General features: G+C 59.0%; 14 protein-coding genes. 7 read left to right on the top strand and 7 right to left on the bottom strand.

Annotated features, from left to right (window positions below):
• Positions 1-45: 45 nt before the first annotated feature.
• Complete coding sequence (locus CXQ88_RS18025; RefSeq protein ID WP_104045501.1) at positions 46-450, top strand: VOC family protein; 405 nt, start codon at positions 46-48, stop codon at positions 448-450.
• Positions 451-1,216: 766 nt separating this feature from the next.
• The gene (locus CXQ88_RS18020; protein WP_104045500.1) at positions 1,217-1,954 is read left to right on the top strand and encodes a hypothetical protein; all 738 of its coding nucleotides are present in this window, start codon (positions 1,217-1,219) and stop codon (positions 1,952-1,954) included.
• Here the strand turns inward: CXQ88_RS18020 and CXQ88_RS22450 are convergent.
• Positions 1,929-2,162, bottom strand: coding sequence for a hypothetical protein (locus CXQ88_RS22450; RefSeq protein WP_373637781.1), 234 nt, complete (start codon positions 2,160-2,162; stop codon positions 1,929-1,931). The two genes, CXQ88_RS18020 and CXQ88_RS22450, sit on opposite strands and share 26 nt — an antisense overlap.
• 1,333 nt (positions 2,163-3,495) lie before the next feature.
• On the opposite strand from CXQ88_RS22450, the gene CXQ88_RS18005 reads away from it, so the two are divergent.
• Positions 3,496-4,881, top strand: a complete 1,386-nt coding sequence (locus CXQ88_RS18005; RefSeq protein ID WP_104045499.1) for a hypothetical protein — start codon at positions 3,496-3,498, stop codon at positions 4,879-4,881.
• A 207-nt stretch (positions 4,882-5,088) separates the two neighbouring features.
• Here CXQ88_RS18005 and CXQ88_RS18000 read toward each other — a convergent pair whose 3' ends face one another.
• Positions 5,089-5,778 (bottom strand): hypothetical protein, encoded by a 690-nt coding sequence (locus CXQ88_RS18000; RefSeq protein ID WP_104045498.1) that lies wholly within the window; start codon positions 5,776-5,778, stop codon positions 5,089-5,091.
• Positions 5,775-6,269: a DUF2199 domain-containing protein gene (locus tag CXQ88_RS17995; RefSeq protein WP_104045497.1), complete on the bottom strand. Its 495-nt coding sequence runs from the start codon at positions 6,267-6,269 to the stop codon at positions 5,775-5,777. The genes CXQ88_RS18000 and CXQ88_RS17995 overlap by 4 nt, the downstream gene beginning before the upstream one ends.
• 271 nt (positions 6,270-6,540) lie before the next feature.
• Between CXQ88_RS17995 and CXQ88_RS17990 the strand changes: the two genes are divergently transcribed.
• Both CXQ88_RS17990 and CXQ88_RS21635 read left to right on the top strand, forming a co-directional pair.
• Positions 6,541-7,335: an alpha/beta fold hydrolase gene (locus CXQ88_RS17990; RefSeq protein ID WP_258061986.1), complete on the top strand. Its 795-nt coding sequence runs from the start codon at positions 6,541-6,543 to the stop codon at positions 7,333-7,335.
• Positions 7,336-9,232: 1,897 nt separating this feature from the next.
• Positions 9,233-9,664 carry a hypothetical protein gene (locus CXQ88_RS21635; RefSeq protein ID WP_146069242.1) on the top strand — a complete coding sequence of 144 codons (432 nt, stop codon included), beginning with the start codon at positions 9,233-9,235 and terminating at the stop codon, positions 9,662-9,664.
• A gap of 152 nt (positions 9,665-9,816) precedes the next feature.
• On the opposite strand, the gene CXQ88_RS17980 is transcribed toward CXQ88_RS21635, so the two are convergent.
• Positions 9,817-10,263, bottom strand: a complete 447-nt coding sequence (locus CXQ88_RS17980; RefSeq protein WP_104045547.1) for a hypothetical protein — start codon at positions 10,261-10,263, stop codon at positions 9,817-9,819.
• A gap of 200 nt (positions 10,264-10,463) precedes the next feature.
• On the opposite strand from CXQ88_RS17980, the gene CXQ88_RS17975 reads away from it, so the two are divergent.
• Entirely contained in the window at positions 10,464-10,961 is a 498-nt protein-coding gene (locus CXQ88_RS17975) for a hypothetical protein (RefSeq protein ID WP_104045495.1), read from the top strand.
• A gap of 276 nt (positions 10,962-11,237) precedes the next feature.
• On the opposite strand, the gene CXQ88_RS17970 is transcribed toward CXQ88_RS17975, so the two are convergent.
• From CXQ88_RS17970 to CXQ88_RS17955, 3 genes are all read right to left on the bottom strand, one after another.
• Positions 11,238-11,516: a hypothetical protein gene (locus CXQ88_RS17970; protein ID WP_104045494.1), complete on the bottom strand. Its 279-nt coding sequence runs from the start codon at positions 11,514-11,516 to the stop codon at positions 11,238-11,240.
• 193 nt (positions 11,517-11,709) lie between these two features.
• A complete protein-coding gene (locus CXQ88_RS17965; RefSeq protein ID WP_104045493.1) occupies positions 11,710-12,120 on the bottom strand; it encodes a hypothetical protein in 411 nt (136 codons plus the stop codon).
• 1,121 nt (positions 12,121-13,241) lie between these two features.
• Positions 13,242-13,481, bottom strand: a complete 240-nt coding sequence (locus CXQ88_RS17955) for a hypothetical protein (protein WP_104045491.1) — start codon at positions 13,479-13,481, stop codon at positions 13,242-13,244.
• Between the two features lie 529 nt (positions 13,482-14,010).
• Here CXQ88_RS17955 and CXQ88_RS17950 point away from each other — a divergent pair.
• Positions 14,011-14,123 (top strand): recombinase family protein (locus CXQ88_RS17950; RefSeq protein ID WP_181037597.1); only part of this gene is annotated, 113 nt, incomplete at its 3' end.

Below are 14,123 nucleotides of genomic sequence, written 5' to 3'. Positions count from 1 at the left end.
AGGGGATTAGATAGCACAGCATTGGACGTGTGAAAGACTCACAAAGTGAGTGACGTGTCAGAAGGTGCATTGCACCATATCGAACTGTGGGTGCCGGATCTGAAGAGAGCCACCACTGAGTGGGGCTGGGTATTGTCCACCTTGGGGTACGCGGCATACCAGACATGGCCAAATGGAATCAGTTGGGTGAATGGTTCTACATACATAGTTCTAGAAGAATCGCCGGATTTGAGTGGCCGGCATCATCAACGAACGGCGCCTGGTTTGAATCACTTGGCGTTCTCGGTGGCCAGTCGGCTCCGCGTGGACGCACTGGTTAGAGACAGTGCTGAGTACGGCTGGACACCGTTGTTCCCGGAGAAGTATCCACACGCCGGCGGCCGCGAGCATTACGCGGCGTATCTCGAGAACTCAGATGGCTTCGAAATAGAGCTCGTGGCCGCGCAATAGGTCCGACTCGCTGCCCACCCTCCCAGTAATGACCCGTTGGAGGTTCCCCTTTTACGGGCTGCAGGGTGACAAATACCGGCCAGGTTAGGGTATTCCTGCGCCTTTCCCGGGTGTGGCGCAGTTGTTGCCGGCAGTGGCCCACCGCCACGCAGCCTCCGTCTCCTGGCTCTCCGCGGGCCGAGACAAGTCGGGCGTGGTCGGTGATGGCCGAAGAGGACAACCTGCAGGTAGTAGTAACGCCCTACACCGACGAAATCCTCCGGGGGTGAGTGACGCTGATGCGGCTCGCTTGCTCATTGCGAACCACAGTCGCCCGGATGCTCTCCGGGCAGGGTCGAGGCGATCTCTACGACCCTGGCCGGGGGAGTGCCCCGCTAGGGTGTCCCTGTTCCAGGGAACCGGGACGGCATCTCAACCGCGATGGAATGTGGTCGCGGCCGCCCAACAGGTCCTGAAAAGCCGCCGGCAGCAGGTGCTGGTTTTCGCCGCAGGTGCCCGGAAGTATGGGGACTCTCTGCGGAAGCACGGGTATGTGTTCTCGGAGCCCGTATGGTGCAGAGGTGGTCAGGTAAGCAGGTGGTGAGTTGGCGAAAGACAGGTACTGGGCGGCCCTGTTGCTGGCTGCCCGCCGGTCGTAGGCTCTGAGCATTCGCGCCAGCCGGGTGAAGGGGGCCAATGCCGGCCATTCCGCCCTTGATGGCGCGGTTCCGGGATGCGCCCGCGAAAATCCGCAGGCAGACCGGCCTAAGGGGACGGGGAATCACTCATGCACAGCAGCATCATTCCAGCGACACTTGCCATGGCAGCAGCGGCGTTAAGCCTCACCGGCTGCGGCGGCTCTGACCAAACCAATACGACCGCACCGCCTGCGGCCGCTTCCTCATCCGCGCCGCCCCCCTTACCGGCGGCCAAGGCCTACAGCAACGAGGACCTCAGAGCGATTGTCGCCGGCCTGAAGGATGCTCAGGGGCAGGAGCTGATCGTGGCCCCGGCCGCTCAGATCGACCAAGGGATGATCGCGGCCCGGGAGTTGCTCAAGACGGCCGTCATTACGCCCGAGTCCTGCGGCGTTCTGATCGATAACAACACCCAGGTTCCCGAGGGCAGCACCTACGCTGCCGGGGCGACTCTGGCGGGGAAGGCCAAAACGGCGACGGTCGTGACAGTGTTCTCCGTCCAAGACCCTTCAGTGATGACGGCCCAGTTCGAGAAGAGCGCAGCGGCGTTGAATGACTGTTCGACGTACACTATCGAGTTGCAGGGGAAGAAGGTCACCAGTGAGCTGAAACCCCTGGACGCCGCGGTGCAGGCCGATAAGTCGCTGGCCGCCCTGACTATCCAGACCACCCCGACCGGGCAGAAACAGGTCTGTAATGTCACCGTGACGGGAGTTAAAGGGAATTTGGCGGTCACTGTGATGAAGAGCGGCGCCGTCGGAGCGGTCACCGCAGCTGACGCACCCGAACTGGCCAAGCTCGTCAATACAGCGCTCGCGGCAGGCTGACGCTGCCCAGCCGGATGATGACCGGGACGAGCGGCGGGGAGGCCGTGACCACCACGTTCTTGCCCCACGGGTCCTGGGTGTAACAGCTGATGAGCACTACCCGGTTGGGTACGACGTTCCAGATGTCGCTGTCCTTGAGCGTGTTCTTGTCGTGCGTCGTCACCGGATCATCCACCACATACTTCAGTGTCCCCTTCACGGTGGTCACAGTGACCGCCTTACCCGCGAGGCTGTTGTCGCTGAGACGGTTGAACGGAGCATCCCTACCGTCCCAGCTGTGCCCGACGATGTACGTGCTGTTGCTCGAGCTCGCACGCCGTAACGAGTGAGCCAGTAGGCATCAAGCGTGAGCGGCGGTACGAGCAATTTTGAGGACAGCTCGTGCGCATTCGGCGTCAGCGGCAGCACACGCACCTCGAGGTCTGCAGCCTCGATTGAGACCTGCAGGGGACGCTGCTGCTGTGGGCGCAGACGGCTTGCGGGCAGCGGTTGCGCTCGGTGAACTCAGCGCGGAAGGAGCGGTGGAAGGGGCGACGGCGGTGCTGCCGCCGTCGCCCTGAGGGCGTCAGGTAAGGAGCGGCTGCCAGACCCGCCGCGGCAAGGGCAGGAACGGCCAACCAGCGCCGGCGTACGGGGCAGGGTTGGCTGGACGTTGTCTGCGGTTCCAATTAGGTGTGCTTACTTCCGGGTGCGCTCCAAGCGGCGCATCCTCATGGCGACGGCTGGGGGTATCGCGATGCCGGCCGCGAGGAGCCCCGGCGAGAAGCGCCAGACCCGGGTACACGGCCGCCTCCACTTCTGCTGCGGTCTGCACGTTGAGGCCCTTGTTCGTCGCGACGGTCGCGGTGGCGCCCCCGGTGGAAGTCGACCCGTAAGCCGATCGTCTTTTGCTTATGTGCTCCGTAGGTCTGAGGGATGGATGAGTATGTCAATTCGATCGGTGCCAGCAGGACGGTCTGAATGGTGCCCACCTTCGTTCCATCCGTTTGCACGCGCATAGGTTCGCGCGGAGAGTGTTTTTCCGACGCCTGGCGGTCCGTGGCAAACGTCGATATGCCGGTTTTGCGCACCATATCGGCGAATTCTTCGAATCGTCTGTGCTCCCTGGTGACCAGAAAGGTGGGGGCGTCGGCAGGGGGGAGGGGCGCTCACTGATGATTCGCCGTGTTGGCCGGTCAGGAAGCGCCGGCCGTCCTCACCGACCTTAAGAACATTGAACATCGTTTTTGACCTCTCCTTGGTCAGTCTTCCGCGTAGATGCGCAGTGAGCGGCCCCCTACGCGATAGCTGGCAGCGGCCAATTCTAATAATCTTCGCCGCCGTCGCCCGCTGGCTGATCGACGACGTCTGGAATTGGTCTAAATGTCCTGTCGAAGTTCTTGGAAAGAAGCAGGTAGAAATATCGATTTGAATCAGCGGAAGATCGGGATCGATGTCGCCTCAGTTGTCATTACTGATTAGACGGCCAATGGTATGGAATCGGTTATATTGACAATGGCCAGAAAACTTTCTGGATAGTTTTGACCAGGAAGTCACTCCCCATGTCAGTGAAAAGGATCACCACGGTTGCTGTTGCGGTGCTTGTCAGTGCTGCGGCGCTTCTGGTGGCACCCGCACCGGCAGCGCAGGCTGCGGGGCAGGTATATAACCCCTGTGCACGCGCAACGTCGGGTCAAACAAAATACTCCACCTTCGGAGCAAGCCGTGTCACTTTCGTCACCACAACAACGCGTGACGCGAACGTTGCCACCCTCACGAGCTGCGCGCGGCGCGGGAACACTTATGTTCAAGAGTGGCAGGACTGGGGCTACGTCGGCCTCAAAGGATTCGCTGCGCCCGGATTGACATGGGAGGACACCTTCAAGTCTCCGACTGGTTCCTATAGCGTCACTGAGTCGCTTGGTCGCTCCAATCCGGGCACGGCGTTGAAGTACAACAAGGTGAATCTTAACTCGCGCTGGGGTGGCGAATACGGAGCTACTTACAACCAGTACTTCGAGGGTCGCGGTGGACCCTCTGACGAGAACCTCTGGACGTACATGAATCAGGGTTACTACGAGCAGGCGGCAGTTATTAACTACAACCGCGCGCCGGACATGAAAGTGACGCAGGGCGCTTCGTATGCGATCTTCCTGCACGCTGGTCGCACCACGTCAGCAGGTTGCGTATCCACGAGCCTAGCTACAACAACACGGTTTCTCCGCTCAGCGCGACCCGGTGACAGGATCATCATGGGAGCGGTGGATGACGTGTTCACTCCGTACTCCAGCAATCCGTTCGGCGCGATCATGGGCAAGTACGCGGCTTCAGGCAGCGTCGCTGGAGGTCTGAAAAGCCCGACTAACAAAGAACTCACTGGACTGAAGAACGGTGGGGCGGCACGCGCTTATCAGGGCGGCGGCATTTACTGGTCACCTAACACAGGCGCTAAGATTTCCGGTGGTGCCATCCGTAATAGGTGGTCAAGCGCAGGAGCCTACAACGGCTCCTATGGTTACCCGACGACTGACGAGTACGCAGTTCCGGGCGGTAGGGCGCAGAAGTTCCAGAACGGCATCTCCATCACATGGAATGGCAAGACGGCATTTGCCCAGTCCGGAGCCATCGGCGCGCGCTGGCAGGGAGCAACCTGGCTAGGTACAGCTAGCAACAACATGACCAAGATCAAGAATGGCGGTTACTACCAGGCATTCCGTGGTGGTCTGATCTACTGGTCTCCAACGACGGGTGCCCGCCTGTCAACCGGAGCGATGCATGCCGCTTGGGGTAAGGCTGGTTACGAGAACGGCCGCCTCGGTTACCCGAAGACGGATGCTTATAAGACTTCCAGGGGAACGTCGCAGAACTATCAGGGTGGTCGCATCGATCTCAGCACCGCTGGCAAGGCGACTTACACCCATGGAACGGCTGTACCAACCGCAAAATAGCACCATCTGACGCTTAGCCGATCTTCTTCCAGCGGGTGCTGCCTATGCCGTTTTTATCGGTGATGGATACGGGGGCGAGGTTGTCTCACAGACCTTGAGAATATCCGCTGCCCCCGGAGCCGGTTGGCATATCACGTGCTCGCTGTCTTGGAACCCTAGGGTTATGAGAGTGGGCCTCAGCACCATTCCCCGTTAGGAGACCGGAAGCTAAACGATGGCTCCGTTATTGAGCTGCGGGCGCCGGGAGCGGCGGGGGACGCTCCAGGCCCAATATGTGATGATGAGTCCAGCCGTCGCGGCTCCGCCCGCATACACCCAGGGCGAGGACCATGACCCTTCGGGGGTGGGAATGGCAAAGGCAATAATGACGGAGGCCACGGCCAGAAGTACCTCTACAGCCGCCTGCAGAGGCCTGGCCCGGTACTCAGGGTGGGCCAGCCGGACCAGGGGGACTATCGGGAGCAGGAACAGGCCGAGGCTGAAAATCACCCAGAGGATGTTGAACGTGAAGACCACCAGGGCTAGCACCAGCAGCCCAAAGAATTTCAACACGTCCACGGTCCGGAGCGGGTTCGCCATCGTCCATCGGTTCAGCAGCAGCCCCCAGGCCGGGAGCCCGAGCAGCCAGCCGCCGCACCAAAAACCCAGGTCGAGCAGCGCCAGGACCACGAGCAGGGCGCCGGGGAGCAGGAACGCCGCGGCCTGCCGCAGTGCCGGGAGTTTGCCGGGCGGGCCGAAGATGCACCCCCCGATCAGCAGGTAGGCGGCCACGTACCCGGGCAATAGCTCGATCACGGGCACCTGCGTCAGACCGAACACCAGTAGCGTCAGCAAGGTCACCATCACGCAGACCGCGGCGAACGTCCATGGGCTGCGGGCTGGCCGTTGCTGAATCACGGTAGTGACGTCAGGATGTCATGTGGCCACTCCTTGGTTAGCACCTCGTTCAGCTCCTCGTTCGAGCTGGACACGCAGTAAGGAGTCTGGTCCACGTTCAGGACAGCCAAATCTACTGGCACGGCGAACAGACCCCAGGGCTGGACCCTGTTGGCCAGGTACCCAGTGAGTTTGAGGTCGGCGTACTGGGGCGCGTTCCAGACCCTGCAGGCGTGCTGGAGGTCATCGGGGTGGATGGCGATCCAGACCCCAAACCGGAACTCGTGGCCGCCCTGCAGCTTGATCGGAAGCAGGGCACGGACGAAAGGACTGATATTCGGGATCTGCATGAGTGTGGCTTTATTGGGGTCCGGGTCGCTCAGCCAGCTGTCCTCGACCCGGTGCTGTTCGGGGCTCTCCAGCACTGGATCCGGGAGACGGAACCGAACATCTCTATCGTGGGCCGCCAGAGCCTGCCCGCACATCCCGCACGTCCGCTTCTTATCGAACATCCATCCCCCAATTTTGTAGTTGCTCAGGTGAGTCTACGTCGCCACTCCGTGCAAAATAGCGCAAGGTAGCCCGGCCTAAAAAGAGTGACTCCTCGCCGAAATTCCACGCGGGTACGCTTCGGGTTCCCCAGCTGACTTGACAGTACCCGGAGGTGTCCCTGACCATGCCGAGGTTTCTGTCAGCCCGTTGACGTAGCCGTAGCCGATGGTGTTCCGCGTCAGACCCAGGGTTCCTCCTGAAGACGGCCGACTGGTTGCGTAGGATCGCTGGGTGGATCAAACAAGGCACGTCCTGCGCGCGGATGATGGTACTGATATCAGCTACGTCGTCGTGCCCGGGTGTGAGCCGGCCGTCGTGATCCTCCATGGCCTCGCCGGTAGTGGCCGGGAGTTCCTTCCTACCGCGGGCGCCTTGTCGGGCCGCAAGATCGTGTTGGTGGACCAGCGGGGGCATGGCGGGAGCACGAGGGTACCGTCTGATACCTCCCGTGCCGCATTCGTTGCCGATGTTGTTTCAGTTATTGAACGTGAAGCATCGGCCCCGGTTCAACTAGTCGGACACTCGATGGGCGCTCACACCGCTATGCTCGCTGCCGGGGCGCGTCCGGACCTGGTCCGGACTCTTGTACTCCTCGAATGCGGCGAAGGAGATGGCAACGACCCGGAGCATGCAGCTCTCGGTGATTACTTCCGCTCCTGGCCCGTACCCTTCCCAGACCGTGCGGCGGCGGCCGGGTTCTTGGGCGACGATCCGCTGCAGCGTGCCTGGGTTGAGGACATGGAGCACCAAGAAGACGGCCTGCGCCCCCGCTTTGATCCGGAGGTGATGGTCGCGGTGCTTGCACCCCTGGCAGAACCGCGCTGGCAGGAATGGTCCCGCGTCCAGGCACCCACACTTGTCGTATACGCTGCCGACGGGATGTTCACGGAGGAACAGAAAACGCAGTTTGTCGAGAGGGGAAACGACGTCACACGCATCGACCTTGCCGGAGGGTCACACGACGCCCATCTTGACGCATTTGAACAGTGGATAGAAGCGCTCACAGGGTTTCTGGACACCCGGTAAACGTCCTCCGCGTCGCGTTCGATATGTCTCGGAACCTCACCGCCTCGAAACCCAAGGGTTTTGAGGCGCAGAGGTTTCGAGACATCGAGTTGGATGGGGAACCTTTACCGGCGCAAGAGTTATAGATGTCACCATGCGGGAGGTCGTTAGCCGGCTTCAGGGGACCCTTGGCATTGGTTCTGGCGTCGCGCTTCTCATGCGTTCCGGGGTCCACGCTCGCTGCTCTCCCTCCTTCGGCGTTGTATAGCTGGATCGGAATGGGAGAGGCGAGCCTTGTTCGTATGGGACAACGCCTTGGTCCGGGGTCATGGTGAACCAATTGTCGGCCTGTTTGGTCGCGTAGATGAGGACTTGTTGATCGGTGTCCAAGGGGTCACCGTCCGGATAAGACTCCCCACCCGTGCAGGTCTGGGGCATTCACGAGACAGGGATGGGGCCTTGTCCTGGCTCGCCCTTAAGGACAGTTTCAATTTCTATAAGGTGGGTCCTCGCTGCATAACTGTAGATGCTCGTCTCGCCGTCCTGCCGCAGGGGCTTTCCCACTGCAACAAGTTCGGCCTTGTCGAACTGATCTCGGGGGTCCTCAAAACGGACCCAGTCGACACATGCATCAGTAGTAGTTTGTCCGCTATTGCAGCCAGTTCCGAGTACGAAGAGAACAGTTACTGTAGCTGTCACCCTCGCTATTTTCCCCATAATCAGAAGCTACGCTCGCTCAGCAAGATGACCTACAGAAGCCAACAGGTTGGAACACAACCGTGACTGGCGGTAAGGGTTGACCATCGGACAACCCTCCACGGCACAGATACCGCAAAGTTCCGACGAAAGACCGGAAGCCTCCGCCGCGTAACACTAGGGATCGTTCTACGGGCTCTCGGCTCGTTTTCTGTCTCGTTCCTGCCGATTCTCCCTGCCCATAAGAAGGAGCCTCGCGGCCGAAAAGCACATCATTACGATGCCAAGTGCAACAAAGATGACGTTAGGCCCTGTCCAGCCTTCGTTGTCCAAACGCAGAAGTGGAGGCAAGACGGTCAATAGGCCAATTGCGAGAAGGCACCAATTCAGAGGCTGAGGTCCGTAACGGGAAGAGGGCGTTGTGCTCATGGCTTCAAAGTAGTTCATGGAAATCAAAATCACACCCACTATCTTCGAGATTGCTGGGTGAGGCACCTGGGGGCCTTCCACTGCGAATGCTGGGCATACGGTCGCCACACGATTTCCGCCTCTAAATGATCAGATGTCCGTAAGCGGGCGCCCCTCACGCCGTCCCGTTTGCCGGTCGATGGAAGGGTGCATCCCTGGGATTCTCGACCGGAAGAGGGGCTGACATCTGTTGCCCGTATGCCCTGTTCGGTTTGCCGCCCCGTGAAGGTCCCCAAACTGGAGCACGGACCGTCTCCTAACCCTTGGGTTTCGGGGCGTGGAAGGTTAGGAGACACTCGGATAGGGGGTAGAGGTCTTACTCAGTTTTCCTTTTCGGGCCAACGTTGGGGGTGCTTCGGGTCCCTGCCCCGTTCCCTCCAATATTCATCTCGTTGCCACAAGGAAAACCGGACAGCCAGTACGAGCAGAATGGCAGTTCCAATACCCAGGATGATCACTTTGATCCAGATCCACGGTTCCGAATCGATTGGCAAGAAGTTCAGAATCAACAAGACCGGCGTGAAGACCAGCATGTATCGAGAAAGCCGGCCAAACCTCCGCTTCACTTCATCAGACGCAGGGGTAACAGACTGGCCCCACGTACGCCTGGATTGCGGTGACATGCTTGAACTGAACCACAATCAATCCGAAGGTGGTAGCCCCCGTCATATCCGGAGCACGGTTGCTTGCACGATACGGCCGGTGCGGTCTCGTACGATCACCTGAGGCGGATCGACAGCGTAGCCTCGGTCGTATGGAGATTTCACTTCGATTTTCTGTTTTCGGCTTGGCCGCGATACTCGCAGGATGTTCAGCCGCCCCGTCATCAATTGCCGAATCTGAATTTAGCGGCGGACTTCCGTCGGAGGCGATTACCGCTAAACCCGGTTCCTGGGCTCAGGATCCGTCGTTTCCCTCTCCTGTTCCAGTGGCTGGCTGGCTGGATGCCGGCGCGAAGTTTGCTGTCGTCCTCAGCGGCAGTTCAAGCTGTCCTGCCTTCCCGTCCTCAATCGAGGTCCTCAATTCCCAGCACCTGAAGTTGAGCATTGCAACGCGTGGTGCCCAGGCCTGTACAGCCGATATGGCCCCCCGTACTTACGTAATCAAGACTCCTATTGACGTGGACGCCTCCCAAGAGGTCACGCTCGAATACGGAGAAACGAGAGTTGTTCTGCCGCCTTTATGAGTACCTCTTGTGGGACCTTTGAAAGTTCCCGCTGCATCTCTCGAAACCCTAGGGATTCGAGGTGCCCGGGTTACGAGACACGTTGAGTCGGGCTACACGCAGCTTCGGGTGCCCGCAAGGGATCGTTAAGCGGGCAGTAAGAGGGCCCGGCGTCAGGCAAACACCAAGTTCAAGGTGAGCAACAGAATCCCGGTGGAGAAGAGCAAAACGCTGAAACCAATTCCGAGGGATTCCATAGCCTTGACCTGCCGTTGCGCTTCATCCGGCTCGGGTCGGCGGCGGTTGAACATCGTCATTATGGTCTGGTACTGATATCGCGCTATGTCCCTACGGAATGTAAACCAAATCGCAGAGACGAGAAGGAGCACCAGCCCAAATCCGTTGTGTAATCCGATCCTGTCTACCGCAAGCAAGTAAACGCCGGCGGCTGCCGCCACGCACAAGGCAAATTGAACGCGACGACGCTTGTTGAACGCCTGACGTGGATCCGTCCAACCGAGCTGGCTTGTCCTGCGCTCAAGCGTGCGCATCCATAGGAAGGTTCCTATGCCTCCGACAACGAAGAACAATCCGAGGGCCACTAACAAGGGTTCACGCATAGTCCTGACGTTATCCTGACCGCTGAAACGGTCGAGGAATACCTCATGCAATCACATCTGTTCTATGGCCCGTTTCTACCCGATCCCTGACAGCGCCTTTGGCTGGCTTCCTACCCCAGAACCAAGCCGTCTGTAAGTCGGTCGATGGAAGGGCGTATTGAGAAGCAACCCCCCCCGATGGGAGCGGGCAGAATGGCAGCATGACTAATGTCCTGTCCCTCGCAGAGCGGCACGTTCCAGGGATTACCTGGAAGCGGAGGCTGCTGTTTTTCCGGCGCGCCGAGGAGACCGTCGAGATGCACCTAGACTTCCTCATCGACGGCAAGTCGCTGCGTACCTGGATTCAGGAATGGGAAGGCGCGGAAAGGCCGCCGGAGGAAGTTTCCCTGCTCACGCCTGCACGACCCGATCTTGCTGTCGAGCAAATCGACCGGCTCCTCGGGCGTCTACCGCACCAGTATTGGAACCGCGGCTGGCTGCTTTTCTGTCGTGCCTGCTGGGATGAAGGTTGCGGCGGAGTCACCGTCGACATTCGCCACGAGGACGAAAAGGTCTACTGGTCCGGCATAGGCTGGGATGACTCCTTCGATGCGGACACCTACCGAATCGAGAATGCAGTCGACTTTGTGTTTGACGAAGCCGAATACGAAGGCGTCCTGCTGAATGCACGAGAACGGTTCACAGGGAGGCTGGCGTAGAGCAGACCTGAGCGAGTGAGCAGCCTGGTGGAGCAGCTCAGCTTCGGCTGGCAAGTGCTCAACTTTACGGGTGGGGCCGCCTGCGTGAGCGTCCCCTAGAGGATCCTCTTACGGACAGCCGATCCTTCTCCAAGTCCAGCTTGACGTGTCTCGAGTGGGAACCCTCAACGGGGTCGATCCGCGCCGGAGGCCGGCAACATCAGGTCTAGGAAGCAGCTCAGATTCCTGGGACGAGTGGCATCGCTGCGAGCCTTATCGCGACACTGAAAGCACCCATCAGCATGAACGCTGCTCCGAATAGGCGAAGGAACCGAGGTGTAGCAAAAGGTGTTTTTGAGTAGTCTTGCCCCAGAGCCGAAGGTTCTTGAACATATCGGCATAAACAACCGCCGATTCGCGGAAATTGGTGACTAGAACAAGGCCAAAGAGGAAAGCCAGCGCTCCCACGCCAACGGTTAGCCAAGACGTCGCAACTATCTGGGTTGGCTTATCCAGCAAAAGGGCAATCAGGGCTGCTAGAAAGGCCGCCCCGGCAATCGCAAGATACACCACCATGATGGTCTTCTGGGGTTGAGGTAGATCTCTGACCACTCGGAATAAGTTCATGTGTCCCCTAGTAAGTTAACGCCCCAATGCGCCCGAGCAGCCTGCCATGCCGGAGGTTACTCACCGCGCCAACCTGCACGTCCGCGCAGTGTACAGGCTGTCATCGGAACACCTGCCTGCCAGTCGGCCCGCCGCGGCATATTCATGCGGAGAGGAGCGTGAAAACGTCACGTCGGCGTTTTACGATCCAGATGTGCGGGGCGCCATCTGCATCATGCGCGGTCACGGTCTGCTTAACCTGAAGGATGTCTAGGTCTTCCCGCGGCGTCGGGGTGCCTGTGCGCAACATAAATTCGATGGCCAGTCTCTGATTGATGCCCGGTACCAGCTTGTTTTCTCGGTTCCAATAAGCGAGTGACAGCGCTAATTGCAGTCCGCCAAACACCAAGAGGACGACTAGGTAAGGACCGTCTCCCATCCCCTGTCTCGTTCCTATAGTTGCGAGAATAAGCATCAACCAGAGTGCGGAGGTGATCAACATCCTTCTAACCAGACGGTCCCAAAACTCTTGGATTTCCGGAAAGGTAAAGCTGATGGAATGCTTGCTGTTCACCGCGCCCCCTCGGCGGAGCGCATGTTCCTGTGCGCCCCCTATAAAGTTTCGCACCGAGTAACCGGCCGCCAATTACAACTATGCCATCCCCGTTTAGTGAGTAGTTGTTTTAATGTTCCGGACGAGGCCCACCTGCAAAACGTCCCGTTAGTCAGTCGATGGAAGGGGTGCAGCGCCTCGTGTTCTCGCCTACGTGCGGCACTGGCGGCCGGAAGCCCCGTATGACCTGTCCGATTAGCCTCCCGGTGAGCCTCTCTCAACTGAGGTACCTTGCCGTCTCATAACCCTAGGGATAAGAGACGAAATTAGGAGAGCCTGACAAATGTTCCCCGCCAGCCCACAGTTCCTCGTGAACGTAGTGGTGCGGGTTGTTCTCATGGCACAATCTGACCCACCGTTGTCTCAATCACCAATCCGCCGCAATCACCAAATTCGGGAGGCTCAAACGTCTTGGGAAAGCACCAGGTCTTAATAGCCGCGATAATCGCCGCCGCTGTAGTCGTGACACTCGGGCTCTTGTTGGGCTGGCAATGGGGCGCTGGCGTTCTTATCGGCTTGGGTGCTGGCTTGGGCACCTGGATTGGAGCTAGGGCCGGTAACAAGCGCGCTAAGGAAACCGACGAGTATCGCGAGCAGTGGCTGAACAAAAGATCCAAGCGGCAAATATCCGGGCAAAAGCCACCTGAGCCCTCTGACACTTGAAGTAGCCCGCGGCCAGGCTTCTTACCCGGACATGAACCGTCTGCTAATCCGAGGTGACTGTCTCGAAACCCTTGCGCCTCGAATCCCTAGGGATTCGAGGCGCACAGGTTTCGAGACACCCGGATTGGGAACGTTATTCGGCACTCTTGAGGTGAAGATCAACCTCTATCCGACGCGTAGCGGCGTGGTGAGCCCTAGCCCGATGGCTACGATGCCGAAGACCACGATGAGCCACCCCAGGAGAGGTAGGAAGGACTTGCTGGGGAATCGAACCTCTGGGTGCCGTTCTTGCGCTTTGCTATAGCGCTTACGCAGTAAGTCTTGGGCTCGATGTTCGTACCTCAGGATCAAGAAACCGAGGACCACGAAGGCGGAACCCAAGAGTACGGCGGGCCAGAAGACTTCCAAGTCGGGCTTTCCTAAATCTCTACGCCGATTAAAGCCAACACAACCATTGCTGCACCGATAAGGACGAAAACAACACCAACCAATGCCGTCATTCCGGAGCTGGCCTGATCCGCAACTTTGTCGCCTGCTTTGCCGAATGTAGCTCGTTGAGCATCCGACGTGAATTTTGTAAAGGAGGAGCGTTTGATAATTACCAGGATGCCCACGAGTACTGCGAGGCAGCCTGCTATTAACATCAGAGTATTCTCCATATCTTCATCCTTTGATCGAGACGTTGCTCAGATCGTATAGGAGATCTTCGCGCGGCGACGGGTTGGTAAAGTCTCGGCAGAGCTTCGGTGCCTTTGGCCGGCGCGTTGATCCGCTCTGTCGATGTGCAAGGGGATCCTATGCGCCGTGGAGAACTGAAATCGACCGGCAGCCCGCGGTTAACGTCCCGAAAGCGGCTCGCCCGCAAGGCATCCCGTTAGACGGTGGTGAATGGGCGCCCTCTCCACCCTCGACGCTTTCCGGGTGGTGCAGATGCTTGGCATATCCCGAATACCCTGTCCGATTAGATGACCCGGAAGACCCCAATTTCAACGCCCTGCCGTCATAACCCTTAGGATATGAGAGGTCTCACCGGCTGCACGACAGCGACGACAGCGACGACGCGATTGTCTCCCATTTCTTGCATTTGTAGAGTTCCTCTGCGGTCGGCGATTCTCGTAACTTTGTATCATAACCTTCTGGTGGAATCGTTGTATCCAACATTAGTTATGAGACACATTGGAGCAGCCCATGACAAAACTAATTGGATACGCTCGTGTCTCGACACGGCAGCAATCCACCGACCGGCAGCAGGCGGACCTTCTGGCCGCCGGCGTCCGCCGCGATGACCTCTACATCGACCA

The sequence above is a fragment of the Arthrobacter sp. ZGTC412 genome (assembly GCF_002929215.1).
Classification (GTDB): domain Bacteria; phylum Actinomycetota; class Actinomycetes; order Actinomycetales; family Micrococcaceae; genus Arthrobacter.
This window is presented reverse-complemented; position numbering and strand designations above follow the sequence as displayed.